The sequence below is a fragment of the Rhodococcus sp. NS-SX18 genome (genome assembly GCF_057367935.1).
On the sequence record NZ_CM170633.1, the window covers coordinates 4,604,501 to 4,629,304 of the forward strand.

At 70.0% G+C, this 24,804-nt stretch carries 28 protein-coding genes and 1 pseudogene; 16 read left to right on the forward strand and 13 right to left on the reverse strand.

Going from position 1 to position 24,804, the window contains the following annotated elements; genetic code table 11:
• Positions 1–107: 107 nt before the first annotated feature.
• From AC2IPW_RS21035 to AC2IPW_RS21060, 6 genes are all read left to right on the forward strand, one after another.
• Positions 108–1,046: a 3-oxoacyl-ACP reductase gene (locus AC2IPW_RS21035; protein ID WP_416061882.1), complete on the forward strand. Its 939-nt coding sequence runs from the start codon at positions 108–110 to the stop codon at positions 1,044–1,046.
• Between the two features lie 17 nt (positions 1,047–1,063).
• Positions 1,064–1,816 carry an SDR family NAD(P)-dependent oxidoreductase gene (locus tag AC2IPW_RS21040; RefSeq protein ID WP_054371312.1) on the forward strand — a complete coding sequence of 251 codons (753 nt, stop codon included), beginning with the start codon at positions 1,064–1,066 and terminating at the stop codon, positions 1,814–1,816.
• Between the two features lie 207 nt (positions 1,817–2,023).
• Positions 2,024–3,163: an oxidoreductase gene (locus AC2IPW_RS21045; protein ID WP_416061883.1), complete on the forward strand. Its 1,140-nt coding sequence runs from the start codon at positions 2,024–2,026 to the stop codon at positions 3,161–3,163.
• A gap of 43 nt (positions 3,164–3,206) precedes the next feature.
• Complete coding sequence (locus AC2IPW_RS21050) at positions 3,207–4,097, forward strand: aldehyde dehydrogenase family protein (RefSeq protein ID WP_003939172.1); 891 nt, start codon at positions 3,207–3,209, stop codon at positions 4,095–4,097.
• Positions 4,094–4,552, forward strand: a complete 459-nt coding sequence (locus tag AC2IPW_RS21055) for a nuclear transport factor 2 family protein (protein WP_486375594.1) — start codon at positions 4,094–4,096, stop codon at positions 4,550–4,552. Before AC2IPW_RS21050 ends, AC2IPW_RS21055 begins: the two co-directional genes overlap by 4 nt.
• A 13-nt stretch (positions 4,553–4,565) precedes the next feature.
• Entirely contained in the window at positions 4,566–5,093 is a 528-nt protein-coding gene (locus tag AC2IPW_RS21060) for a nuclear transport factor 2 family protein (protein WP_486375595.1), read from the forward strand.
• A 227-nt stretch (positions 5,094–5,320) separates the two neighbouring features.
• Here AC2IPW_RS21060 and AC2IPW_RS21065 read toward each other — a convergent pair whose 3' ends face one another.
• The 3 genes from AC2IPW_RS21065 to AC2IPW_RS21075 form a co-directional block, all read right to left on the reverse strand.
• Positions 5,321–6,103: a hypothetical protein gene (locus AC2IPW_RS21065; RefSeq protein WP_040784304.1), complete on the reverse strand. Its 783-nt coding sequence runs from the start codon at positions 6,101–6,103 to the stop codon at positions 5,321–5,323.
• Positions 6,090–6,773, reverse strand: a complete 684-nt coding sequence (locus tag AC2IPW_RS21070; protein WP_486377044.1) for a hypothetical protein — start codon at positions 6,771–6,773, stop codon at positions 6,090–6,092. Before AC2IPW_RS21070 ends, AC2IPW_RS21065 begins: the two co-directional genes overlap by 14 nt.
• A 218-nt stretch (positions 6,774–6,991) precedes the next feature.
• Complete coding sequence (locus AC2IPW_RS21075) at positions 6,992–7,576, reverse strand: helix-turn-helix domain-containing protein (RefSeq protein ID WP_486375596.1); 585 nt, start codon at positions 7,574–7,576, stop codon at positions 6,992–6,994.
• A 49-nt stretch (positions 7,577–7,625) separates the two neighbouring features.
• Between AC2IPW_RS21075 and AC2IPW_RS21080 the strand changes: the two genes are divergently transcribed.
• Positions 7,626–8,465, forward strand: a complete 840-nt coding sequence (locus AC2IPW_RS21080) for a class I SAM-dependent methyltransferase (RefSeq protein ID WP_486375597.1) — start codon at positions 7,626–7,628, stop codon at positions 8,463–8,465.
• Between the two features lie 37 nt (positions 8,466–8,502).
• Here the strand turns inward: AC2IPW_RS21080 and AC2IPW_RS21085 are convergent, their stop codons facing one another.
• The 4 genes from AC2IPW_RS21085 to AC2IPW_RS21100 all read right to left on the reverse strand — a co-directional run bounded on the left by AC2IPW_RS21085 (position 8,503) and on the right by AC2IPW_RS21100 (position 12,029).
• Positions 8,503–9,177 (reverse strand): hypothetical protein, encoded by a 675-nt coding sequence (locus tag AC2IPW_RS21085; protein ID WP_486375598.1) that lies wholly within the window; start codon positions 9,175–9,177, stop codon positions 8,503–8,505.
• Between the two features lie 84 nt (positions 9,178–9,261).
• The gene (locus tag AC2IPW_RS21090; protein WP_486375599.1) at positions 9,262–10,176 is read right to left on the reverse strand and encodes a TIGR03619 family F420-dependent LLM class oxidoreductase; all 915 of its coding nucleotides are present in this window, start codon (positions 10,174–10,176) and stop codon (positions 9,262–9,264) included.
• 24 nt (positions 10,177–10,200) lie between these two features.
• Positions 10,201–11,022, reverse strand: a complete 822-nt coding sequence (locus tag AC2IPW_RS21095) for an SDR family NAD(P)-dependent oxidoreductase (RefSeq protein ID WP_486375600.1) — start codon at positions 11,020–11,022, stop codon at positions 10,201–10,203.
• 68 nt (positions 11,023–11,090) lie between these two features.
• Positions 11,091–12,029 (reverse strand): NAD-dependent epimerase/dehydratase family protein, encoded by a 939-nt coding sequence (locus AC2IPW_RS21100; protein WP_486377045.1) that lies wholly within the window; start codon positions 12,027–12,029, stop codon positions 11,091–11,093.
• 80 nt (positions 12,030–12,109) lie between these two features.
• Here AC2IPW_RS21100 and AC2IPW_RS21105 point away from each other — a divergent pair, with 80 nt between their 5' ends.
• Positions 12,110–12,754, forward strand: coding sequence for a ScbR family autoregulator-binding transcription factor (locus AC2IPW_RS21105; protein WP_040784311.1), 645 nt, complete (start codon positions 12,110–12,112; stop codon positions 12,752–12,754).
• Positions 12,755–12,771: 17 nt separating this feature from the next.
• Here the strand turns inward: AC2IPW_RS21105 and AC2IPW_RS21110 are convergent, their stop codons facing one another.
• Both AC2IPW_RS21110 and AC2IPW_RS21115 read right to left on the reverse strand, forming a co-directional pair.
• Entirely contained in the window at positions 12,772–13,710 is a 939-nt protein-coding gene (locus AC2IPW_RS21110) for a ScbA/BarX family gamma-butyrolactone biosynthesis protein (RefSeq protein WP_416061891.1), read from the reverse strand.
• Positions 13,711–14,114: 404 nt separating this feature from the next.
• Positions 14,115–14,429, reverse strand: a complete 315-nt coding sequence (locus AC2IPW_RS21115; RefSeq protein WP_003939185.1) for a helix-turn-helix domain-containing protein — start codon at positions 14,427–14,429, stop codon at positions 14,115–14,117.
• A 432-nt stretch (positions 14,430–14,861) separates the two neighbouring features.
• Between AC2IPW_RS21115 and AC2IPW_RS21120 the strand changes: the two genes are divergently transcribed.
• The 5 genes from AC2IPW_RS21120 to AC2IPW_RS21140 all read left to right on the forward strand — a co-directional run bounded on the left by AC2IPW_RS21120 (position 14,862) and on the right by AC2IPW_RS21140 (position 17,994).
• Positions 14,862–15,479, forward strand: coding sequence for a TIGR03086 family metal-binding protein (locus tag AC2IPW_RS21120; protein WP_486375601.1), 618 nt, complete (start codon positions 14,862–14,864; stop codon positions 15,477–15,479).
• 121 nt (positions 15,480–15,600) lie between these two features.
• Positions 15,601–16,347, forward strand: a complete 747-nt coding sequence (locus AC2IPW_RS21125; protein WP_486377046.1) for a pentapeptide repeat-containing protein — start codon at positions 15,601–15,603, stop codon at positions 16,345–16,347.
• 73 nt (positions 16,348–16,420) lie between these two features.
• On the forward strand, positions 16,421–16,801 hold the full coding sequence (locus AC2IPW_RS21130) for a hypothetical protein (protein ID WP_003939188.1): 381 nt from the start codon (positions 16,421–16,423) through the stop codon (positions 16,799–16,801).
• 10 nt (positions 16,802–16,811) lie between these two features.
• Positions 16,812–17,450, forward strand: coding sequence for a dienelactone hydrolase family protein (locus AC2IPW_RS21135; protein ID WP_054371324.1), 639 nt, complete (start codon positions 16,812–16,814; stop codon positions 17,448–17,450).
• 250 nt (positions 17,451–17,700) lie between these two features.
• Complete coding sequence (locus AC2IPW_RS21140) at positions 17,701–17,994, forward strand: ANTAR domain-containing protein (protein WP_003939190.1); 294 nt, start codon at positions 17,701–17,703, stop codon at positions 17,992–17,994.
• Here AC2IPW_RS21140 and AC2IPW_RS21145 read toward each other — a convergent pair whose 3' ends face one another.
• The gene (locus AC2IPW_RS21145) at positions 17,995–19,605 is read right to left on the reverse strand and encodes a hypothetical protein (RefSeq protein WP_486375602.1); all 1,611 of its coding nucleotides are present in this window, start codon (positions 19,603–19,605) and stop codon (positions 17,995–17,997) included. It lies immediately after the preceding gene.
• A gap of 95 nt (positions 19,606–19,700) precedes the next feature.
• Between AC2IPW_RS21145 and AC2IPW_RS21150 the strand changes: the two genes are divergently transcribed.
• Complete coding sequence (locus tag AC2IPW_RS21150) at positions 19,701–20,024, forward strand: hypothetical protein (protein WP_003939192.1); 324 nt, start codon at positions 19,701–19,703, stop codon at positions 20,022–20,024.
• A gap of 138 nt (positions 20,025–20,162) precedes the next feature.
• Here AC2IPW_RS21150 and AC2IPW_RS21155 read toward each other — a convergent pair whose 3' ends face one another.
• Positions 20,163–21,083, reverse strand: coding sequence for an alpha/beta fold hydrolase (locus tag AC2IPW_RS21155; RefSeq protein WP_054371327.1), 921 nt, complete (start codon positions 21,081–21,083; stop codon positions 20,163–20,165).
• Positions 21,084–21,144: 61 nt separating this feature from the next.
• Positions 21,145–21,462 (reverse strand): annotated as a pseudogene (locus AC2IPW_RS21160) (helix-turn-helix transcriptional regulator).
• Positions 21,463–21,680: 218 nt separating this feature from the next.
• Here AC2IPW_RS21160 and AC2IPW_RS21165 point away from each other — a divergent pair.
• Positions 21,681–22,745 (forward strand): TerC family protein, encoded by a 1,065-nt coding sequence (locus AC2IPW_RS21165; protein ID WP_054371328.1) that lies wholly within the window; start codon positions 21,681–21,683, stop codon positions 22,743–22,745.
• On the opposite strand, the gene AC2IPW_RS21170 is transcribed toward AC2IPW_RS21165, so the two are convergent.
• Complete coding sequence (locus AC2IPW_RS21170; RefSeq protein WP_054371329.1) at positions 22,729–23,346, reverse strand: TetR/AcrR family transcriptional regulator; 618 nt, start codon at positions 23,344–23,346, stop codon at positions 22,729–22,731. The genes AC2IPW_RS21165 and AC2IPW_RS21170 overlap by 17 nt on opposite strands.
• Before the next feature lie 93 nt (positions 23,347–23,439).
• Between AC2IPW_RS21170 and AC2IPW_RS21175 the strand changes: the two genes are divergently transcribed.
• Positions 23,440–24,801, forward strand: coding sequence for a cytochrome P450 (locus AC2IPW_RS21175; RefSeq protein ID WP_486375603.1), 1,362 nt, complete (start codon positions 23,440–23,442; stop codon positions 24,799–24,801).
• Positions 24,802–24,804 lie beyond the last annotated feature (3 nt).

A 24,804-nucleotide genomic window follows, 5' to 3' on the forward strand; every position in this document is an offset into this window, starting at 1 on the left:
CCGCCATCCGGGGACCACGGTCCGAGGACGCCCTTGCGCAAGTAATAGAATGAATACTAGTTTTCAGTCATCGTTCCGCACCTCCGCACGGACCCAAGGAGCCCACCATGACCCAGAACACGACCCTCGACGGCCGCACCGCCGTCGTCACCGGAGCAGGCGCCGGCCTCGGCCGCGCCGAAGCCCTCGCCCTCGCCGACGCCGGTGCCGCCGTCGTCGTCAACGACATGGGCGCCGCCGCCCACGACGTCGTCGACGAGATCCGCGCCGCCGGAGGCCGCGCCGTCGCCGTCACCGGCGACGTCTCGGACTGGGCGCTCGGCGAGGAACTCGTCCGCACGGCGGTCACCGAGTTCGGATCGATGGACATCCTGGTCAACAACGCCGGCATCCTGCGCGACAAGATGATCTTCAACCTGTCCGAGTCGGACTGGGACGACGTGATCCGGGTACACCTCAAGGGCCACGCTGCGACGTCGCGCGCCGCGGCCGTGCACTGGCGGCAGGCGTCGAAGGACGCGAACGGACCGGTCTACGGCCGCGTGATCAACACCTCCTCCGAGGCGTTCCTGTTCGGCTCGGCCGGGCAGCCCAACTACTCGGCCGCCAAGGCCGGCATCACCGCCCTGACCCTGTCGACCGCCCAGGGCCTGTCGCGCTACGGAGTGCGGGCCAACGCCATCTGCCCGCGCGCCCGCACGGCCATGACGGCGGACGCGTTCGGCGAGAGCAACACCGGCGCGTCGGGCCTGGACCCGCTCGCGCCCGAACGAGTGGCCACGCTGGTCCGGTACCTCGCCTCCCCCGCCTCCGACAAGGTCAACGGCCAGGTCTTCGTCGTGTACGGCAAGATGGTCGCGCTCATGGAGGCCCCCAAGGTCGAGCACCGCTTCGACGCCGCGGGCTCCGCGTTCACCGTCGACGAACTCGGCGACCAGCTCTCGTCCTACTTCTCCGGTCGCGGCCCGTACGAGACCTACGCCGCCTACAGTGTGGCCGAGCTGGAGAAGGTCGCGCTCGCCACGGGCGACCCCGTCGACGCATGAGCGGAAGGGACACGGTCGTGAAACTGAGCGGGAAGACGGCCGTCGTCACCGGCGGTGCGGGCGGGATCGGCCGCGCCGTGACCCGGGTGTTCGTCCGCGAGGGCGCCCGCGTGCTGTTCGTCGATGTCGACGACGACCGCGGCCGCGCGCTCGAAGCCGAGCTGACCGGCGCCGGCGGCGAGGCGAAGTTCCTGCAGGCCGACATCTCCCGGCGCGAGAGTGCGGAACAGATCCGCGATGCCGCCGTCGCGGCGTTCGGCGGCATCGACATCCTGGTCAACAACGCGCACGCGTCGCGCCAGGCACCGCTGCTCGAGCACACCCCGGAGATGTTCGAGCTGTCGTTCGGCACGGGCTTCTACCCCACCGTGCACCTCATGCAGGCCTGCTACCCCCAGCTGAAGGAGGCCCGCGGTTCCGTCGTCAACTTCGGCTCCGGATCCGCGCTCGACGGCATGCCGACGCAGACGTCGTACGCGGCGGCCAAGGAGGCGATCCGGGCGGTCAGCCGGGTGGCTGCGAACGAGTGGGCCGCCGACGGCATCCGCGTCAACGTCGTGTGCCCGTTCGCCGCGACCGAAGGCGTGCAGGCCTGGCAGCAGGCCTTCCCCGACCGGGCGGCCGCCGCGGCGGCGAAGGTGCCGTTGCAGCGCATCGGCGACCCGGAGACGGACATCGCGCCGGTGGTGGTGTTCCTCGCCTCCGACGACTCGAAGTACATGACGGGACAGACGCTGATGGCCGACGGCGGCAGCATCAAGCTGCGCTGATCGGCCGCCGGCCCACCGCGCCGGGTTCCGTCGCGCCGGGTCCATCGCACTGAGTGGGACACCCGGTCGACAGCGCCGGCGCCGCGTGGAAATCTGCGTCCTACAGGCCCGCCGGCCGGTGTCGTACCCGGCCGGCGGGCCGCTTCCATACCCGGCCTGCCGCACGGCAGGTCACGCCCGTACCGTCCGAGAGAGGGTTTCGACCGCATGGCTGCCTCCTCCCCCCTGTTCCGCCCGCTCCGTGTGCGTTCGCTGGAGCTGGCGAACCGCATCGTGATGTCACCGATGACGCGGTCGTACTCGATCGACGGTGTGCCGGGCGAGGACGTCGCCGCGTACTACCGGCGGCGGGCCGCGGGCGGGACCGGCCTGATCGTCACCGAGGGTGTCGCCATCGATCACCCGACGGCCGTGGACAATCCGCGGGTGCCGCGCATGCACGGCGCCGAGGCGCTCGCGGGCTGGCGCCGGGTCGTCGACGAAGTACACGACGCCGGGGGCCGGATCGTCCCGCAGCTGTGGCACGTCGGACCGCTGTGGGGCGCGATGAGCGCGGTCGATCCCGCGCTGAAGCCGATGCGCCCGTCGGGCAGCTGGGGCACCCTGGGCATCACCTCGTACCCGGAGGACTACGTCGCGTGGGCCACCCGGCCGACGGAGGCGATGACCGAGCAGGACATCGCCGACGTGATCGCAGCCTACGCTCGCGCCGCTGCGGCCGCCGCGGAGGCCGGATTCGACGGCATCGCGCTGCACGGCGGGCACGGCTACCTGCTGGACTCGTTCCTGTGGGAGGGCACCAACACCCGTACCGACGCGTGGGGCGGTGACCTCGAGCGGCGCACCCGATTCCCCGCGGCCGTCGTCGCGGCCATCCGCGCCGAGATCGGCGACGATCTGCCCATCGTGTTCCGCTTCTCGCAGCACAAGCAGCAGAACTACACCGCGCGCATCGCCGAGACGCCCGACGAACTGAAAGTGATCCTCGGTGCCCTCGTCGAGGCCGGCGTCGACATCCTCGACGCGAGCATCCGGCGTTTCGACACCCCCGCCTTCGAGGGCAGCGACCTCTCCCTCGCCGGCTGGGCCAAGCAGCTGACAGGCGTGACCACCATGGCCGTCGGCAGCGTCGGCATCGGCAAATCGCTGCGGGAGAGCCGGATCAGCGGCTCGGCCCCGATCGACGACAACGTCCACGAGGTCGAACGGCGGATCGACAACGGCGAATTCGACCTCATCGCGGTCGGCCGCCTGCACCTGGCCGACCCGGCCCTCGCGACCACCCTGCGGTCCGGGGGGCCGTTGCCCGAATTCGACCGCGCGATCCACGAAGCGTCGCTGACCTGACCCCGAACGGGCGGGTGCGCGGCGGTGACGACAGGAGGCCTCCATGGGATCCTCGTTCCCCGAGCAACTTTCCGCTGTGCTCGACCGGCAGCGCCGGACGCCGGCCACGGCGTCGGCCACCGATCCGGGCCAGCGGGTCCGGCCCGTCCGCGCCATGATCGATCTGCTCGTGCAACACCACAAGCCGCTCACCGAGGCGGTCCACGCGGACTTCGACGGACAACTGCCGACGCACGTGGTCATGGACGACATCCTCACGTCCCTGACGGCACTGCACCGGGTCCGGGAGTCGTTGGAAGGCTGGGACAGCGCCGGTCGGCCCACCTACCGGATACCCGGACCGTCGGGGGCGCTGTGGCACTGCGGCCCGCATCACGACGCCGGGACGGTGGCCATCGTGGGAAGCCGCACCGCTCCCCTGTTCTCGCTCCTGGGACCGTGGGTCAGCGCGATCGGCACCGGTCACCGCGCCGTGCTGATGCCCGCCCACGGACTGCCGCGCACCGTGCGGGTGCTGTCGGACGCCGCCGCAGCCCTGCTCGACCCCGCCCACATCGCGGTGCTCGTCGGGATCGAGAACCACGACGACCAGATCACCGCCGACCGCTTCGACCACGTCGTGGTCACCGGCGAGCACCACGCGTCGCCCCCCGGCGGGACCGCGACGACCTCCTTGCTGCGTCCCGGCGCTGCGGGACCGGTGAATCCGCACCGGCGCACGTTCGCCGACGCGCTCGCGACGACGTACGCCGCACTGCTGCCCGCCGTCACCGACCACGCCGGTCTCGTCGTGACCGTCGCCGACCACCCGGGCAGCTGCCCGGTCCTGCGCTTCACCCGTCCCGGCGCGGCCTCTGCTCCGACCGATCCGCCGACCGATCAGTGGGACGAGGATCGAGCTCCGGGTGTCGACCGGTGGAGAATGCCGGCATGAGCAGTCCATTCGAGGATCGCCTCGAACTCGCGGACGTCGTCGCCCGGTACGCCCGTGCCGTCGACCGCCGCGAGCCGGCCGCGCTGCGTTCGCTCTTCACCGACGACGCCGAGTTCGTGCAGCCGCCCGGGCTGGTCCGTCGCGGGCACGACCCGGTACTCGCCGGCGCGGGACCGATCGCCGGCGGCGTGCTCGCCGCGGTCGCGCACCTGCACTCCACGCGCCACGTCCTCGGCCAGCACGTGGTCGACCTCGACGGCGACCGCGCCCGCGGCGAGCTGTACTGCGAGGCGCACCACGTGTACCCGAGCGGTGAGGGGTACCGGGACTACGCGGTGTCCGTCCGCTACCGGGACGAGTACCGGCGCGGGCCCGGCGGCTGGCGCATCTCGCGCCGGGAACTGGTCGTCGATCTCACCGCCGACCGTGAAGTGACGTTGCTCCGATCCGAGTGAAGGGAAAATCTTCGTGACACAGACGGAACCGGCCCTGACCCTGAGCGCCGCGGAACAACTGCTGGCCGTCGAGGAGATCAAACGGCTCTTCGCCGCACGGCTGCGGGTGATGGACACCAAGCAGTGGGATCTGTACCCCACGCTGCACACCGAAGACGTCGTGAGCGAGACCTGGGGCGGCCTGCCCGAGGACACCCAGCCGCGCACCGGTGGGCAGTCCAATCGGGTGGTGGGCCGCGAACCGTTGCGGCGCGCCATCGAGAACCTGCTCGACGGAGGCACTCCGGTCACCAGTGCGCACCACGGTCACACTCCCGAGATCACCCTCACCGGCGACATCACCGCGACTGGCGTCTGGGCGATGGAGGACGAACTGTGGTGGACGAACGGGACCGTCGAGGAACACCTGCACGGCTGGGGCCACTACCACGAGCAGTACCGCAAGGTCGACGGTGTGTGGTTGATCAGCTACCGCAAGCTCACCCGGCTGCGCCAGGTGCACACGCCCGCGTTCTTCGACTTTCTGAAGCCGCTCCAGTAGGACTTCGTCGGTTGCCGTCTCGGGGATCGAGATGGTGATGGAGCGCTTTTCGCGGTAACGCGTCTCGTCCGTTCACCGGCTCTCGGTCCTCGTCGACACGCCACGGATGACCCAGCAATTCTCCTGCAGAGCCGTGGGCAGCGCACGCGGAATATCTTCGAGACGTCTCTGGCGGAAATCGTCCCAGAGCAACGGAATTGCTGCCATCGAGCACATTGCGCTCGCCCCTACCGCCCCAGTCTCCGCTTCGGCGGAACAGGCTTCGGCTCTTCGACTACTCGACGAAGTGCGTGATACCCCTGATTTCGGAACTGTTCGGGAACCTGCAACCAGGACGGATGCGACTCTGCGGCCAATGCCTCGGCCAAGATCCGGACCCGTCCACGATCACTGCCTTCCATACGTAGGCTGTCGCCCAACGGATCGTTCATCGCACACGCCAACACCACCGCGTCGTCGAGGTGTCGCGCTCGGTCCCGTGCGTCCTCCTTGTAGGCAGCACCTTTCAGCACCAGCGCACCGAGGACGTCAGGAACACTCAGCCGGATCGATCCGTCGTCGTACTCGACGATGCAGTCGACTGTCTTGCGGAGAGCCGAAGTTCCTGCAGGCACGGCGAATACCTCTCGGCCGGCCACTTTCGGTCGATGACGGGGCGCGAGATGGTCCGCGACCATGACATCGACCTGTTCATCGCCGCGCATGAACCGGTGCACGGGCCCTGCTCCGGTAGGCAGACACAGGCAGTATCCCAGCGCTTCGAGCCGGTCGCGGACTCCGGCAAACGTGATCGCGCCGGTTTCGATATGGAGCACCATGTCGACGTCGACGGTCGGCCGCGTCAGCGGCAACCCTGCACGCGCGGCGTGCACCTGTACCATCAGGCCGCCGACCAGGGTCCATTGCTCGGACGAAATCGTCCGGGACAGTTCCGCTACTTGGGGCCACGGCGGCGCCCACCCGCCGGCAGGAGCCGGCACTTCCCATCTCGGCCGTTCACCGGACGTCATCGAGCAAACTCTGTAGCACCCGCGCGCCGGCGCTACGCTCGCGATTGTCGAGAGAGTCCATCAGATCCACTGCCACAGCTGCCAGCGGCACCTCTCCCCCACGAAAGGCATCCGCGATCGTCACCGCCCGCACAGTTATGTCACCATCCCCGTCGACGATCAAACCGAAGTGATCGACAAGACCGTCGTATTCCTCCGCCAGTACATATCCGTCGATTCCTCTCCGGCTCGCGGCCAAACCGAACCTGCTCGCGACGGGGCGTCTTACCAGCGCGCTTGCGCCGGTCAGCACCAGACACTCGGAGAGGTTCGCCGCGCTGCCAGCCCATCCACGCATGCGATGAACCGCCGCACGGCGACGCGCGAGAAACGCGACTTCCTGCGCGCTGGATCGCCGGAGCCGGTGCTTGAGCCGGGTCATCTGCGCCGCCGGTATCCAGTCCACTTCCTCCCCGGACAGCAGCGTCAACGCCGCCCATGCGGCGTCTTCGTTCCAGGGCCGCCCGCGGACCGGGCGCAACTGTGCACGACGGTGCACCGAGCCGGCATCCAGGAGGAGCATGTCACCGATCTCACGCGCTACCACCACTTCGCCGGCGCGAGCCAAGCGGGCGACCTGTCGCCTGCTGACTCCCAGTTCTGCAGCTGCGGCCGCTACGGACATCTCCATCACTCATATATAGTCTCAACTACGACCATATAGCGCAATATTGCCACTTCAAGCCCGCTTCTATTCAACCTCGACAGCAAGGGCGGATTCGAAGATTCGCGTAGCCGTCGGACAGACCGTGCGAGCCTCATCAGAGATCTGCGGGCGAGCCCGATCTCCGGCTCGGGGCGGGAGGTGCCGCACAAGCCAAAAGGGCGTGACGGCACAGGACGCCGACGTCACGGCCGCGACGTGCCGTGCTCACCGTGGAGGTGGGCACGCTCGCCGTCGTGGTCGAAGATCGTGAGAATCTCCACCGGGCCTTCGTGGGCACCGATGACGTGCGGGACCATCGTCGAGAACGCGGCGGCCTCCCCGGTCCGCACCAGCACCGTCCGCTCGCCCAGCTGCAGCCGGGCGATGCCGGAGAGCACGGTGAACCACTCGCGGCCCGGATGCACCGCCGCCGCACCGGTTCCGGTGGGCCGGTCGGGGGTGATCCGCATCTTCGCCACCGTCACGCCGTGCAGGGCACGTTCCCGGGACAGTAGCCACGTCGTCACGCCGGGCATGTGCTCGGGCTGCGGCCGGATCACCACGTCCTCGTCTTCGGCGGATTCGACGAGCTGATCGAGCGTGGTGCCCAGGGCCCGGGCGAGGGGCACCAGTTGATCGAGAGCGATCCGGCGGTTGCCGGTCTCGATGCGGCTCAGCGTCGACGGGCTGAGCCGGCAGCGGGCGGCCAGCGAATCGAGCGACCAGCCGCGGGCCAGGCGCAGGCTGCGGATGCGGCGGCGGATCACGGCGTCCAGATCTTGCGTCATACGCAAGATGGTATGCGTTCTCGGCACTACGCCCGCTACCGTGAGCGACATGGCGCACCACTCCCACTCTCCGGATCACCCGCACACGCATCCCGAGGCCGGGCTGGCGGACCTCCTCGACCTCGACGCCGAGGTGCTCGGCGCGTATCTGGACGAGGTGACGGCGTGGGCCGAACCGTACGCCCCGGCCCGTCCCCGGCTGATCGCCGACGTGGGGGCAGGAACCGGAACCGGCAGCGTGGCCCTGGCCCGCCGATTCCCCGACGCGGAGATCGTCGCGATCGACCGGTCGGCATCGATGCTCGACCGCGTGCGCACCGCCGCTCGCGAACACGGTGTCGCCGAACGTATCCGGACCGTCCTGGCCGACCTGGACACCACCGGGATTCCGGTCGACGAGATCGACCTCGCATGGGCGGCGTCGTCGCTGCACGAGGTCGCCGACCCCGCCCGGGTGCTGCGCGACCTCCACACCGGCCTGACGTCCGGCGGACTGCTCGTCGTCGTCGAGATGGACGAACTGCCGCGCTTTCTGCCCGACGACACCGGACGGGACCGGCCCGGTCTCGAAGAGCGCTGCCTTCGGGCGCTCGAGGAGGCGGGGTGGAACGCCCATCCCGATTGGCAGGCCCATCTCGAGCGCGCCGGATTCGAGGCCGTCGGCCGGCGACGGTTCACGACGGAATCCACTGCGGCGCAAACGAATACGGTTCGTTATGCGTCGACCTACCTGGCGCGCATCCGTGAGGCGCTCGACGATCGACTGGACAGGGACGACCTCGACCGTCTCGATCGTCTGCTGTCACCCGGCAGCCCCGAACACCTGGCGCGGCGACCGGACCTGACGGTCCGCAGTGTCCGCACGGCGTGGGCTGCCCGGCGGCCCTGACCGACACCGTCCGGTTCGGACGGCGAACATTGCGCGACTACCTGCGTGGCCTGTCCCCGAAGGGCAGCACTCCCGCGACGCCCGCGATCTCGAAACCGAACAGCACGTCGTCACCCCGTCGGGCGGCGTGGACCTTGCGGATCCCGGTGGGCAACGGCGGCAACGGGACTCGCCGAGCCGCCACGACCGGCACGAGCAGACCGTAGCAGCGCAGGCGCAGCAACTCCACGTAGGCGACGTCGTCGACGACCGCCCCGTCCACGAGGGCGCTGACGCTGCGCCGACGATGATCGGCGCGGATATCGTCCCCGTCGCTCAACCGCCACGGCGTGTCGAGGGAGTTGAACCAGTCCAGCACGACGGTGATCGGCGCGATGCCCTGCACGTCGAGACGCGCCGCGCTGATTCGGGTGGGCAGGCCCGGCACGATCCGCAGCCCGTGGGCGGTCACCGTCAGGCTGTCGATGCGCCGATCGTCCCAGTCGAGATCGTTCAGCCGGACACGGGCACGGAGATGCGCGCGGTCACGGCGGATCCGGACGCCGTCGACGACGGCACGCAGCGGCACTCCCTGCACGGTCGTCTCGATCGGACGGCCCGCGTACCGGAGGGCGAGGCCGCGGCCGAGGAGGTCGACGAGGGTGTCGGGAACCAGCGCGGTGACAGTGCCCGCGCCCAGTTCGGCGAGCGGCTGCATCCATGCACGTTCCACCCCGGCATGATGCCACCGCACCGCCGGTCATGGCGGGAGCACTGCGGGTGGTCGGGTCGCTCCGCAGGCTCTGCTCCCGTCGCTCTAGGCCGCTGCCTCCCGCAGCACCGTGACGAGCGTCGCGAGCCGGTCCGCGGCCCGGTCCGGATCGGGATGCAGCATGGTCAGCGGGACCATCACATCGGTGACTCCGACGGCGAGAAGCTCCTTCATCGCTCGCGCGGTCTCCGGCACGGCGATCTCGCCCCTCGTCTCGTGCACCACCTGCAGCCGCCCGCGAATCTGCAGGTCCTCGGGATCGCGCTCCTCCCCTTCGAGCGCGGCACGGAGCAGGTCGCGGCCCCGCTGCAGCTCGTCCGGTCCGGCACCCATGATGGGAATCCACCCGTCGCCCCACCGGGCGAGCCGGCGGATCACCGGCTTCGACAACGACCCCGAGACCCAGACCGGGATCCGCCGGTCCCCCGGGCGCGGCGAGCAGTACACGTCGGTGAAGGCGACGCTGGGGCGCTGCACCGAAGCCGGGGCGTGCGCCCACAGGGCCCGGCAGGCGGCGAGCGTGTCGTCGAGCAGCGGCCCACGATCGCGGAAGCTCGACCCGGCCGCCTCGTATTCCTTCTCCTGCCAGCCGGTTCCGACGCCGAGATCGAGCCGCCCACCCGACAGGTGGTCCAGGGTGGCCGCGGTCTTGACGAGCACGGCCGCGCCCCGCAACGCCGCGATGATCACGCCGGTGCCGAGGCGGATCGTGCGGGTCCGGCCGGCGATCACCGCGAGGACGGTCATGGGTTCGAGCCACACGGCATCCGGTTCGGTGGCGAACGGTCCCCACGCGTAACCGGAGGTGTCGGCTCCCATCACGACGTGGTCGGTGACGTTGACCCGGTCCACCCCGCTCTCCTCCGCGCGGACCGCGACGTCCAGGAGGTGGGCGTAGTTGTCGCGGGCCAGCACGTCGCCGAAGTTGGGGAGATTGACGCTCAGGGTGGGAGAGTTCACGCGAAAGGTCCTTCGGGGGAGGGGTCAGGGCGCCAGGGGACGATTGGTCCACGACCCGTCGGGGCGGGCGAACCACCCGCCGGCCGCGTAGCTGCCGCCGTCGACGTGCAGCGTGGACCCCGTCATGTAGCGGGAGAGGTCGGACGCGAGGAACAGGGCCGGTCCGGCGACGTCCTCGGGCCGGCCCGGGCCGCCGAGCGGCGCCCAGCCCGGCCAGCGGTGCCGGTCCGCCTCGGGCACGAGCCGCCCGTACGGCACCTGCGGCGTCTCGATCAGGTCGGGTGCGATCGCGTTCACCCGGATGCCGTGCCGGCCGACCTCGACTGCGAGACTGCGGGTGAAGTGCCGCAGCCCGGCCTTGTACGTGCCGTACACGACGTGCCCGGGAATGCCCCGGTGTGCCTCGACCGTGGTGACGTTGACGACGGAACCGCCCCGCCCCCGGTCGATCATGCCGGGAAGGACGGCGCGGGTCATCCGCAGGGCGTGGTCGAGGTTGACGCGGGCGAGGGCTTCCCACTCGGACTCGTCGGCCTCCGCGAAGGGCGTCGCGGCGCGGAGGAAGTCGCCGACGTTGTTGACGAGCACGTCCGGGTCATGGCCGGCGGCCTCCGTCGCGACGGCCGGGTCCGCTGCGTCTCCGACGATCGGTACCGCGCCGGGGACTTCGGCGGCGAGCCGCTCGGCCGCCCGGCGATCGGTGTCGACGAGGACGACGTGGGCGCCGTGCTCGGCGAACAGCCGCACGACGGCCGCGCCGATGCCGTTCGCTCCTCCGGTGACGAGCGCGGTCCGTCCGGACAGCAAGGGATGCGACGGATTGTTCGAGGTCGGCACGGGGGTCATCGCCGCGACGGTAGCCGTCCCACCCCGTCGGCATCAGGCCGTTCCCGTTGGCCGGGAACGGCGCCGGGCTACCCCTGCGGACCGAAGGCCTGCGGTGGCACGCGCAGCCCGGTCTCCCGCCAGATCCGCGTCGCGTCGTAGTAGTGGTCGTGGCCGGCGAGATCGATGTGCCGCTCGGTCAGTCCCCGCTCCGCCGCGACGGCCACGGCCTCGTCGTACCCGAGACTGGTGCGGGGCAGGTCGAATCCGGCTTCGCGCGCGACGGCCGAGGCGAGTGCCCGCACACTCACCGGCTCGGGATGGGCGGCATGCAGGACAGCACCACCGGGCCCGGGACGGGTACCGCGAACCGCGAGTGCCGCGATCAGGCGGCCGAGATCGCCGACCGAGATCACCGACAGCAGTGGACGACCGTCCTCGACCCATGCGCCGAGACGAGAGAGGATCTGCGCGATTCCGGGCACGAACCAGCGGTCTCCGGGTCCGTGGACGAAGGCGGCGCGCACCACGGTGCCCCCGTAGTCCCGCACGGCCAGCTCGGCCGCGAGCCGGCTCGCACTGAGCGCCGAGACCGGGTTCGGCTCGACGGCGTCCTCGGCGACCCCGCGGTGCGGGCCCGGGCCGTAGACCCCGATCGTGCTGACGTAGATCACGTGGGGCCGGTGCTGCCGGGTCGATGCCGCCAGCAGGTTCTCGGTCCCGGCACGGTTCACCTCGTCGCACGTCTGCGGGTCCGATCCGGTGTACGAGGCCGCGTGCACGATCACGTCGGCGGCGGCGATCACGGCGCCGAGGGACGACGGTTCGGTCAGGTCCGCCGCGATCCTCCGCGTTGCCGCGGCAGGCACGTCGTCGGGCCGTCGCGCGACGCCCGTGCAGGGCACGCCGGACTCCGCGAGCCCCGTCAGCACGGCGCCGCCGACGAAGCCGGTCGCGCCGATCACCGCGATCCGCGGGGGTCGCACCGAAGGTTCGTCACGGCGGCACTCCGTGACGGCGGGTACCATTCGGCCGGGTGGGGGAAACCCGATGGGGTTCGTCACGGTGCACCTCGTCGGAACACAGGGTGGGAACGGAGTGAGGACGGATGGCTCAGCAAGCGCGGGCGGTGGCTACCAGGCAGCAGATCGTCCTGGGCGCGGCGGAGAACTTCGAACGGTCGGGCTACGAGGGCGCAAGCCTGGGCGCGATCGTCGAGAGCTCGGGTATCACCAAGGGTGCGCTCTACTTCCACTTCCGGTCGAAGGACGAGCTCGCGCAGGTCGTGATCGAGGAGCAGCATCGCATCTCGATCGCCGCGGTCGAGGCCATCGCGAACCTCGACATTTCCGCACTGGAGCAGATCGTGATGCTCTCGCACGAGATGGCGCGCCAGATGATCGACGAGCCGATCGTGCGGGCCGGAATCCGTCTGACCCTCGAACTCAGTGCCACCAACGGGCCCACCGGTCCGTACCTGGACTGGATAGCCGCCTGCGAAAAGCTCACCGAGCAGGCGATCGCCCAGGGCGACATCCTCGACACGATCGACGCGGCCATGCTGGCCCGGTTCGTGATCTCCGCCTACAACGGTGTCCAGCTCGTGTCCAACGTCCTCACCCACCGGCAGGATCTCGAGCAGCGCCTCGACGAGATGTGGATCCTGCTGCTGCCCGCCGTGATGCCCGCCGACCGCCACGGTGAGATCCCGCGGATCCGCGCGGCTCGCTGGACACCGCCGTCCGGCGACTGAACGACGGTCGCCGGCGGTCAGCATCGCGACCGGTCCGGTGCGAGCCGCACGACACCGCTCGCCAGTACCTCGCCCCACTGCTCGACGGTGGTGTGCACGGTCCAGGAATCGTGCGGATCGGTCCGCGCCACCACGTTCGCAGGCTCGTCCAGTTCGACGAACCGGTGGTAGGTGGCCTCGACGAGCGCGATGTCGGCGTGCGGGTAACCGCACGCGGCCCGGGCACTCTGGCGGAACGCTTCGAGGAGCAGCATTCCGGGGACGTGATCACTGGGATGGTCGAACAGCACGGGGTGCCGATCGTCGACCCGCAGGCGCCAGCGGTTCTCGGCGTACTGCGGACCGAGTACGACATCCACGGGCCGGGACTGGCCGACGACGCCAGGGGAAATCGGCGGAGGGCACACGGGATCCCCGATCCGGCGGGGGCCGGCGCCGTTCCAGCGCAGCCGCTGGTAGGCGTCCGGGGTGAGGACGTTGGCCACCCCCTCACCCGTACCCACCCGCTGTCCGTCGACGGTGAACACCACCGTGAGATCGAACTGGGAGAGCAACCCGCCGCGATGGACCGGGTCGTCGAGGGAGGCGTCGAGCACGACCTCTGCGGCTCCGGCCCCGATGGCCAGCGCGTCCACCGCCGCGTCCACCCGCAGGGTCTGCATGACGAACGGATGGCCGAGCGGCACACGATACTGAGTGTGCCCCAAGTAGATTGCCGTCTGGCGTAGAGTCTCGGCGATCAGCATGGCGTCGTAGCGACCGGTGTCGGTCCGGTAGAAGCCGTGCAGCCGCGGCCATTGCGCACCCAGAAGGAACCGATGGGCGACGCCGACGGACGTGCAGTCCGTCAGGAACACCTCCGACACCGATTGCCGATGGACGTACCGCCTGGGCACCGTCGACTCGAAACCGAGGACGGGACTGTTCCGGGGTACTGCGTCCGCATCCACGGTCATTGTCGCTTCTTTCATTGCAAACCGGCCGGACTGCTTTTATCGAGGGACTATAGACGACCGGGACGAATCGGGACACGCTCGAGTCCGGTAGCCGGCACGCCGGTGGCGAACAGCTTCCGTCCCCCGTCGATCGCTCGGATGAATTCTTCGAACTCGACAAACCGATCGACCGGTTTATACTAATGTGTAGTGCAGTCGGGAAACAAAAAGGGTCGGTCATGGAGCACGCGGAGGGGTGTTCCCGATCGACCCGAAATCACAGCACCTCCGCGCCGCCGGGACTATACGAGGGGTAGTCCCAGCGGCGCGGAGGCGTGTCTGCACCCGCATCGTGTCTGCACCCGCATCGATTCTGTACCCGCATCGTGTCTGTGCCCGCACCGGCCCGGCCGGAACCTGGCGCTCTACTTGGTCGGGATCCGGCTCCGCGCTTCGGCGAGCTGGTCTTCGAGGCCGACGATACGGCACGCCGCGTCCACCGCCGTGCCGCTGTCGACCAGTTCCCGCACCCGCGCGACGATCCGGAGCTGGTTGCGGGAGTAGCGGCGGTGGCCCCCCTCGGAACGGTGCGGAACCACGAGGCCGGGGGCGTCGAGGCTGCGGAGGAAGGCCGGAGTGACGCCGAGCGCCGCAGCGGCGCGGCCCATGCTGAAGGCAGGGTAGTCGTCGTTGTCGAGTTCGTTGGTGACCGCGGGAGCGCGGTCGTCGGTGGGATCCACGTGCCCTTCGTTGCTACGAGAGGGAACCCCGGCACGTGCAGCGCCGGGGTTCGTGACGGTTATGACAATGCCGGCCTCGACCGGCACGAGGAAATGACATATACGAGTTCGCAATCCCGATGGATACGCATCACCAGCCTCTCGCTCTGCTCTCCGGTGGCGACGTGGTCGGCCTCCCAGAGTCCGCCCCGTCGCGTCGTCGGGGTGGAGCCGCAGAACCGAGTGCGGCTCCACCCCCCTCTGCAACTTCGCCGGCAACCCGTCGGTTGCCCCTCTTCCGGATCCTTCGCGTTGACGCCCTCGATGTTATCGGCCTCGCTACCGAAAGTCTACCGCTGCGACTGCAGGTTTTTCCGGCCGACGCGAGACCGGCCTCCGATCCTGTCGGACCGGTGCGGCACCATGAGCGCACCGCCGCCGGAAGGAACGCTCATGTCCGAGATCCTCGACCTGGCACCGGCCGCCCACGAGATGGCACGACTCGTCGGCGCGCTCACACACGAACAACTGGCGCGTCCCACCCCGTGCGCGGACACCACCCTCGGAGACCTGGTGGATCACGTGGGCGGACTGTCCCTGGCGTTCACCGCCGCCGCGACCAAGGCTGTCGCCGACCACAGACCGTCTGCGGATGCCTCCCGACTCGGCGACGACTGGCACACCAGAATTCCCGCCCAGGTCCTCGCCCTCGCCGAGGCGTGGCACGACCCCGGCGCATGGACCGGAACCACCAGGGCCGGCGGCATCGACCTGCCCGGATACGTCGCGGGAATCGTGGCGCTCGACGAACTCGTGATCCACGGCTGGGACATCGCCACTGCCAGCGACCAGGAGTTCTCCTGCGATCCTGCCGCGCTGGCCGCGTGCCTGACGTTCGTCGCCGCGACCACCGACGAGGAGCGCGCAGCCGGCGGGCTCTTCGGGCCGGCCGTCGCGGTTCCCGACGACGCCCCGGACCTCGATCGCCTGATCGGGCTCAGCGGACGTGACCCGTCGTGGCGTCCACCCCACGACCGCCCGGAAGGAACCCCGCACGACGGTCCGGACTAGGCTCGGCGGGCGCACCGATCACCGTCCGCCCGCCGAGAAGGACACGTATCCCTTGCCCGACCGCTCCTCTCCCCGCCCGGAACTGCTGGCCGACTGCGCCGACTGCTTCGGATTGTGTTGCGTGGCTCTGCCGTTCGCCGCATCGTCGGACTTCGCGATCGACAAGGACGCGGGCCGGCCCTGCCCGAACCTGCAGGACGACTTCCGATGCGGCATCCACCGGGACCTGCGGGCCCGGGGCTTCACCGGATGCACCGTCTACGACTGCTTCGGTGCGGGGCAGAAGGTTGCACAGGTCACCTTCGGCGGGGAGGACTGGCGGCGCTCGCCGCAGCTGGCCCGGAAGATGTTCGACGTCTTCCCCGTCGTGCGCCAACTGCACGAGCTGCTGTGGTATCTCGACGAGGCGGCCGCCCTGCCCACCTCCGGGCCGATCCGCGCGGACCTGCGCGCTGCGCGGGCCGCGACCGACCGGCTGAGCAACGGCGACGCCGACACCCTCGCCCGCCTCGACGTCGCGGCGCATCGGCAGCAGATCAACACCCTGCTGTTGCATGCGAGCGAACTCGCCCGGGCCGCCGTGCCCGGCCGCAGGAAGAACCGCCGCGGCGCGGACCTGGTCGGCGCGAGGCTCCGGCGGGCGAACCTGCACGGCGCGAATCTGCGGGGCGCCCTCCTCGTCGCCGCGGACCTGCGCGAGGCCGACCTGCGCCGCGCCGACCTCATCGGCGCCGACCTGAGGGACGCGGATCTGCGCGGCGCCGACCTCACCGGCAGCCTGTTCCTCGTCCAGTCCCAGCTCGACTCCGCGCGGGGCGACGGCCGTACCCGGCTGCCCGCCACAGTGACCACACCGAAGCACTGGTAGCGCAACGGGCGAATCGGGCCCGTTGCCGTCGAAAGCCCTCGATCCGGCTGCGATCGGGTGTGCAATAGGTGCCATGAACATCCCCGACCTCCTTCCCACAGACCGCCGCCGGATGGCTCGTGCTGCCGTCGATTCGCTGGGCACCCAGCGCAGTGACCACGCCCTCGTCCGCGTGAAGTGCCCCGCCAGCCACAACGTCGCCACCGTCTACCGCACCCCGGAGGGGCCGGTGCTCGTCGCCGGCGGTGGGCCGACGGCGCACGGCAATCGCGACCGCTCCGAGACCGCACATCACGGCGGCTCCCTCGGGTCCGAATTCGTCGACACCCTCGAGACGACGCAGTTCGAGGACGACGACGTGCCCGCGCGCTGTGCGTGCGGCCCGCACACCCTGTCGCGCCAGGACCTGCAGGATGCGGTCCGCTCGCACACCCGCACGGTCACCCTCGCCTGAGCCGAATCCGATGAGCACCGCCGACAGCGCGCGAGACGTCGAGCTCGAGCTTCGCGACGTGGCCCTGGCCGGCACCCTGACCGTTCCGGCCGGCTCGGACGGCCTGGTGATCTTCGTGCACGGCAGCGGCAGCAGCCGGTTCAGCCCGCGCAACCGGTACGTCGCCGGGGAACTGAACGCCGCCGGTCTGGGCACGCTGCTGTTCGACCTGCTGACGGCCGGCGAGGAGGGCGACCGCAATCTCGTCTTCGACATCGAGTTGCTCGCGGGCCGGCTCGGCGAAGTGACCGACCTCGTCCGCACGGAGGCCGGGTGGATCGGTTACTTCGGTGCCAGCACGGGTGCTGCCGCGGCGCTGTGGGCCGCCGCGGATCCGGACCGGGAGATCGCCGCCGTCGTCTCCCGGGGCGGGCGACCCGATCTCGCGATGCCCCGGCTCGGCCGGGTCCGCGCCCCCACGCTCATGCTCGTCGGCGGCCTGGACCGCACGGTGATCGAACTGAACCGGCAGGCCGCCGCGGCCATGCGGTGCGAACACGACCTGCGGATCGTGCGCGGGGCGACGCACCTGTTCGAGGAACCCGGCACGCTCGAGGTCGTGGCGCAGCAGGCGCGGGACTGGTTCCTCGACCACCGCCCTTCGACTTGAGCGGCGCGCAACATACACGATGTCGGAAACCCGTGCAGCTGCGACGAATTCGGACATCGAAGACGGAACGCCCCCGGGCCCGGCTCCGCGTCACCGGCCTGCGCTGGGTAAACACGGGTACGGTGGACACGACGACACAGTCCTCGTACTGTGACGGAGGACACAAGAGCGGGTAGTTGCCGAACCGGCGGGGTACCCGAACGACAACGAGTTGACACACGCCCAGTGGCGACACCTCAGAGGCGGACAATTGACGATCGAAGCACACCGTGACATCCCTGCGGTACGACGCCTGACGGCACTCGACACCGCGCAGACCCTGCTCCGCGCCGCGCGGGGCCGCTCCTACAGCGAAGACCAGGCGTTCGACGAACTGCTCGACGCCTCGATGCGTTTCCACGTCGACATCGTCGACCTGTGCGAAGCCCTCACCGACCTGACAACCACTCCCGACACGGTTCCGGCGCACCGGCGCGCCCACACCGTCGCGACCGAACTGTGGGGTGCGCTGATCGCCCGGCGGGCCACCACCGTCGAGAACTGATCACCGGACGCGGAAGCTGAGCGTGCGACGGACGAGGTCACCGACCTCGTCCGCCCACGCGAGAATGCCGAGCGTCGAGTCGATGTTCCCCGGGGGCGTCCGCACGAGGGTGTCCCTGCGGATCAACCTCTCGAAGTCCACCGTCACCGGATCGGGGCGCACGCCGCCGTTGGTGTGATGGAACTGCACCCCTGCACGACGCATCACGTTGATCAGTTCCTGCGCGAGGATCCCGTTCGCCACCGTCGTCGGGTGCACACCGTCGAGGGAGAACAGCCCGCCCGCGGCCCGACCGCCTCGGCCGTCGGCCGTCAGGAACCGCGAATCGGGTACGGGGTCGAGCGCGGCGAGCGCGGGTGGAAGCGGATAGGGCGTCCACCACGCCGGACGGGCACCGACGTCCGTGACGAAGCGCCGGGACGCGAGACGTTCGAGCAGACCGGCCACGTCCAGCAGATACCAGTCCCGTGCCGGCCCGTGTGCTCCGGCGCGCGCGTCGGCCACTGCCTGCTCGATGTGCTCGTTGTAGAGGTCGATCGCGACGTCCACCGAGTACGCCCCGGCTCCCGTGATGTGCTCGTCCTGGGCGGGATCGAACCGGGACTCCTCGATCCACGGGCGGGTGTAGTACGGGAAGTAGGGCGAACCCGGTTCCATCTTGTGGCCGAGTCCCTTGGCGATCGGGGCGATGGTGACGTGGGGAATCGTGCACCACACGACGTGCCGCGCCCGGATCGCCGCCACCCGATCGACCACCTCCGCGAATTCGGACGCGAAGTGCTCTGGTCGCCAGATGGTGTAGGCGTCCTTCGCGGTGAGGTCACGGAAGTCGGGACCGCTCCACGCGATGCGCAGGTCCGTGACCGTCCCGAGCGCGTTGTTGGAGCCGAGGAAGACCACCAGCGTCTCGATCCCGGCTTCGGTCGTGTCGTCGTGATCGTCGCCGAGGGCCGCGGCCGCGTCGAACACCGTCATCGCCTTCACCTCGTCGCTCCAGCGTGGATACACCCGCAACGCGGCCCGCTCGCCGTTGTTCTGCACGATCTGGTCGAGCAGGTCGTCCTTCGGCGTGGCGATCGCCGCCTCGCACGTCGCGGCGGTCTTGCTGAGGGCGTCGCGCAGGTCCCAGCCGAAGCAGGACAGGTTGTGCCGGTACGTCGCGGGCACCGGCGCGGCCCGACCGGGTCCGCGCTCCCAGTAGTCCTCCACCTCGTCCATCAGCGCACGCACGGCGAACAGCGCGAGGGGTGTCTCCCACACATTCACCGAGGACCCGAAGCGTCGCTCCAGGTCGCGCAGAAGCAGTTCGATGTTGAGCGGCAACCCGCCCGGGCCGGCGTAGCGAGGGTAGCGGAACCGGCGCAGCCAGCCGAGTTCGTAGGCGACGATCGCGGGTACCGAGACGTCGGTGTGGAAGACGGCGCCGCTCTGGAACCCCTGCAGCACCGAATCCCCGATCGCGACGAGCCGGTGCGGTGGGACTCCGCGGGCGTCGACCCGCACGTCGCGCCCGAGCGTGGGATCCGACACCGGCACCCGGGGGGCCGACGCCGCACGCCTCCGCACGTCTTCGGGGGTGCCGTCCGGGAGTTCGATCGGAGTCACCGGCATGTCGTCCTCCCCCGGGCCGCAGCTACGCCTGCTCCGAGCGTGAGCCGCGCGGGGTGGGTTGTCAACGGCACGGCCGGCGGCCAATCCTGTAGGGCATGGCCACCGACGAGGACTTCGCGCACACCGACGAGGCAGCCCGCAACCGTCGGGAAAAGGCGATCGTCCTCGCCCGGTTCGCGTGGAATCGCGGCATCACGGCGGAGGAGTTGCTGGCCCTGAGCGAGGACGTGCGCCGGAAGCTGGCACGGGCGGCCGGGGCGCACCCGCCGCGCACGATGGAGACGTGGACGCTCGTCGCTCGGCTGCTCGACGAGAAGTCGGCCTGGGCCGCGCAACACCCCGACCACCCGGCGGCCTCCCCCACCGCCGCGGACGAGAAGATCATGTGGGTGAAGAAGCCGCCCCGCCGGTGGCTGTGATCGGCCTGCGGGAGCCGCACGCGCCGTGCGCACCCCGTCGCTGGGGCGACCGAATGTCACACCGCTTCGATCACATCGAAGCGGTGTGACATTCGGTCACGGCGATGGGCACGGCCACCGGGCACCGGGCACCGGGGGTCAGCGGTCGGCGTCGTCCCAGATCCGCAGGACGGTCGAGAGGATGTCCTCGGACACGCCGAGGCCGCCGAGGTGGCTCTCTCCCGGCAGGTGGTGGAACTGGGCGTCGGGGAGCCGGCCCACCACGTGGAGGCCGTGTTCCATGGGGACGATGTGGTCGGTGTCGCCGTGCCACCACCGGACCGGCACCTTGACGTCCTCGAGGCGGAAGCCCCAGTCCCGCGTGAACACCACGACGTCGGCGAAGGGGGCGGCCATCTGCTTGCGGCTGCCGTTGAGGAGATCGTCGAGGAACATCGCCTTGAACTCGGGGCGGGCCAGCAACTGCCGGTCGGCCTCGGGCGAGAGCCGGCCGTACAGGTCGATGATCGGCGACGCGAACGGGCGCACGACCCGGATGATCGAGGTCACGCCCATACCGATGGGGACACCCGCCACGGCGAGCAGCGGTGCGACCATCGTGCCGAGCCGCATCAGGCCGCTGCTGATCGCGTCGGGACCGACGACGGGTGCGACACCCCCGAGTACCGCGGCGGCCATGACGCGTTCGGGCATCGCGTGCGCCGCGGCGAGGGTGTAGGGCCCGCCACCGGAGAGTCCGACGACCGCCATCCGGTCCACCCCCAGGGTGTCCGCGACGATCTGCAGGTCGTCCGCGAAGGCGAGGACGTTCTCGTAGCGGTGCGGGCTCGACGAGCCGATGCCGGGGCGGTCGAGGCCGATGAGCCGGACGTGCTCGCGCTCGGCGTAGCGACGTGCCTCGACGGGGATCTGCCGGCGCGCCCCGGGGGTGCCGTGCAGCCAGAACACGGCGCGGCCCTGGGCCGATCCGAACTCGGCGAATCCGATCCGGCGGTCGCCTCCGACCGCAACGGTGCCCTCCAGTTTGGGACGTTCGACGTCGATCATGATCGTCAGCATGCCACGTGACCGTGGCCACACGAGGCAGGTGTCCGTGACGACGCGTGCCGGACACCTCCGCTCAGCGCAGCGCGTCGATCAGTTCGCCGACGGCGTGCGGATTCGAGCGGATGCCGCAGCCGCCCTCCGGATTCAGCGAGTAGGTGCTGCGGCGGCCCACCCGGGTGCGGGTGAGGTAGCCGCCGTCGACCGGATCGGCGAAGATCGTCTGCACGGAGCGCTCGGTGATCCCGATCCGTTGCGCGAGCTCGCGGACGGTGGAGTGTCCGCCCCGCGCGACACACAGCAGCACGTGCGCGTGGTTGGTCAGGAACGTCCAGCCCCGGGGGTGGTCCTCGCTGTCGGTGAGTGACAGGCGGGCGGAGGAGTTCACCCGCACCACAGGGCACCACGATTTCCGGTATCGCTCTTCGTGTACGCCAACCCCGCCTCTTGACAAGTAACCAGAAATACTCTTCACTAATTTAAGTTCGCGAAAGGGAGTATCCCTCCGCGCTTCGTCGTCAACTCGGGCGCCGTTCACCGGCTCCCCGGCGGAGCGGGCTCACCGGAGCCGGGAAAGACTTTCGGCCGTTTCGAGGCTGAAGGGTGGTCCCGATGACCGTTCCGTTGTGGTTGTGGGCGGCGGTGCTCGCCGCGATCGTGGCGATGCTCGCCGTGGATCTGTTCGCGCACCGGCGCGCTCACGTGATCGGCGTGCGCGAGGCCGCGGGCTGGTCGGTGTTCTGGGTCGGCACCGGTGTCGGATTCGGTGCGCTGATCTGGTGGCAGTACGGCGCGGAGTTCGGCCAGCAGTACTTCTCCGGCTACCTGATCGAGAAGTCGCTGGCCGTCGACAACGTCTTCGTCTGGGCGATCATCCTGACGTACTTCGCCGTGCCGCGCGAGTACCAGCACCGGGTCCTGTTCCTGGGTGTGCTCGGCGCCCTGGTGTTCCGCGGCCTGTTCATCGCGGCGGGATCGGTGCTCATCGCGAGCTTCGGCTGGATCCTCTACCTGTTCGCGGCGTTCCTGCTCTACACCGGCTACCGGATGATCCGGCAGCGCGACGAGCACCTCGATCCCGAGAAGTCCCGGGCGCTGCGGCTGTTCCGCCGCTACGTGCCGATGACGGACGCGTACCACGGACAGAAGTTCCTCGTCCGCCGCGGCGGCGCCCTGCTCGCCACCCCGCTGCTCGCGGTGCTCGTCCTCATCGAGATCACCGACATCATCTTCGCGGTCGACTCGATCCCCGCCATCTTCGCGGTCACGGACGAACCGTTCCTCGTCTTCACCGCCAACGCATTCGCGGTGCTCGGACTGCGGGCGATGTACTTCCTGCTCGCCGACCTGATCCACCGCTTCGTGTACCTGAAGATCGGGCTGGCGCTGGTGCTGGTGTGGGTCGGCATCAAGATGCTGCTCAAGATCGACGTGTTCTACATCCCGACGCCGATCTCGCTGGGTGTCGTCGCCACGATCCTGACCGTGTCGATCGTCGCCAGCCTGCGCGCCACGCGCGGCCAGGGCCGTCGCAGCCTCGAGGCGCCCACGACGCCGCCGTTCCGGGTGGCCACGGCCGAGGAGACCGCGGCGCTCGAACCCGTGTGGCGGATGCCGGGCACGCGACGGCGGGCAGAGCGGGCCGAACGCGACGACAGCCTCAGCGGTGGGCGGTGAATGCGTACTGGCGGGTCGCGGCCTCGACGATCTGATCGGGGGTCACGTCGATCTCGCCGCCGAGCCAGGCGGTCGTGAGTTCGGCGAGACCCCCGACGAACAGGAGCGCGGCGATCTGGTCGTGGGGCGGCTGCAACGCGCGGTCGCCCCACAGCTCGCGGGATTCGACGGCGACGAGGCCGGCGAACTGGCGCAGCAGTTCCCGGCGACGGACGCGCACGGGCTCGGATCCCGTGGACTCGACGACGGCGACCCGGCCCTTGCGCGGATCGTCGGTGAGGACCGCGACGAACGCGGCGATGGCGGCACGGGCGCGCTCCTCCGGCCCGCGCTCGGACTCGGCGAGTGCGGCCAGCGCGCGCTCCCGGATCTCGTCGGCGATCCGCTCGACGACGCACACGAGCAGTTCGTCCCGGCCGGAGAAGCTCTCGTAGAAGTACCGTTCGGTGAGCCCGGCCTCCTGGCAGATCGCGGTCATGGTGGCACGGTCCCCGCCCTCGCGGCCGAACACCGTCAGACCGGCCTCGAGCAACTGCTCACGTCGGTCGGCCGTGCGCTGCTCGGCGCTCTTTCCGCGGTACTGACGACTGGGCCGGTCCATAGTCGAATCTTGACAGATCGCGGTCCGTGATCCACGCTACAGTCAATTGACAGAGCTTCATGTCAGATACGGTCCGACGAATCGAGAGACCTCATGACGAAAGTGCTCGCGCCCTCCCCACCCGGTCTGACCGCCGTTCCCGGGGACGCCGGCCTGCCGTACGTCGGGTACGCCCTCGACTACATGCGCAACCCGCTGAAGGCCTACGACCGGCGCTACCGCGAACACGGGCCGGTGTCCTGGTTTCGGTTCGCGGGCCGGCCCTGGGTGGTGCTGCTCGGCCCCGACGCCTGCGGCGCCGCGCTGCAGAACCGCGACCGGGCACTCGCGAACGGTCCGGGCTGGCGCACCCTCATCGGCCCGTTCTTCGACCGCGGCCTGATGCTGCTCGACGGCGACGAGCACCGCACGCACCGCCGGATCATGCAACAGGCCTTCACCCGGGACCGCCTCGCGCGTTACACGGACTCGATGCAGCCCGCCATCGCCCGGGCCCTCGACTCGTGGACACCGAGCGAGGACTTCCGCGCCTACCCGGCGCTCAAGGAACTCACCCTCGGGCTCGCCACCTCGATCTTCATGGGCGGCGCCGAGGGCTCGTCGGCCGCGGAGATGGCCGAGGTGAACAAGGCCTTCATCGGATGCGTGCAGGCGGCCACGGCGATCGTGCGCTACCCCCTGCCCGGAACCCGCTGGCGCCGTGGCGTGGTGGGCCGTCGCCGGCTCGAGGAGTTCTTCCGGCGCTACCTGCCGGCGCGGCGCGCCGGGGACGGCGACGACCTGTTCACCGCACTGTGTCACGTGGAATCGGAGGACGGCGAACGGTTCTCGGACGAGGACGTCGTCAACCACATGATCTTCCTGATGATGGCCGCGCACGACACCTCGACCATCACGCTGTCCACCGTGCTGCAGTACCTCGGCCAGTTCCCGCAGTGGCAGCAACTGTGCCGGGAGGAGTCGGAGGCGCTCGGTACGACCACCCCGACCCTGGCGGACCTGGAATCCCTCACCAGCCTGGACCTGGTGATCAAGGAATGCCAGCGGCTCGTGACGCCGGTGCCCGGCATCGTCCGGTACACCACCGCCGACACCGACATCCTCGGACACTTCGTGCCGCGCGGCACCCTGATCAACGTCGGACTGCACTACAGCCACCACATGTCCGAGTTGTGGCCGGAACCGGAGAAGTTCGATCCCGGGCGCTTCGCCCCGGAACGCCGCGAGGACCGAGTGCACAAGTTCGCGTGGACGCCGTTCGGCGCCGGAGAGCACCGCTGCCTGGGTATGTACTTCTCCGGCGCCGAGATCAAGACGGTACTGCACCACCTGCTGCTCGGGTACAGCTGGCATGTGCCGTCCGATTACATTGCCCCACTGAACTTCACGTCGTTGCCGTACCCGTCCGACGGGCAGCCGATCGCGCTGCGCCGACGGCGGCGACTCGGACTGTAGGGC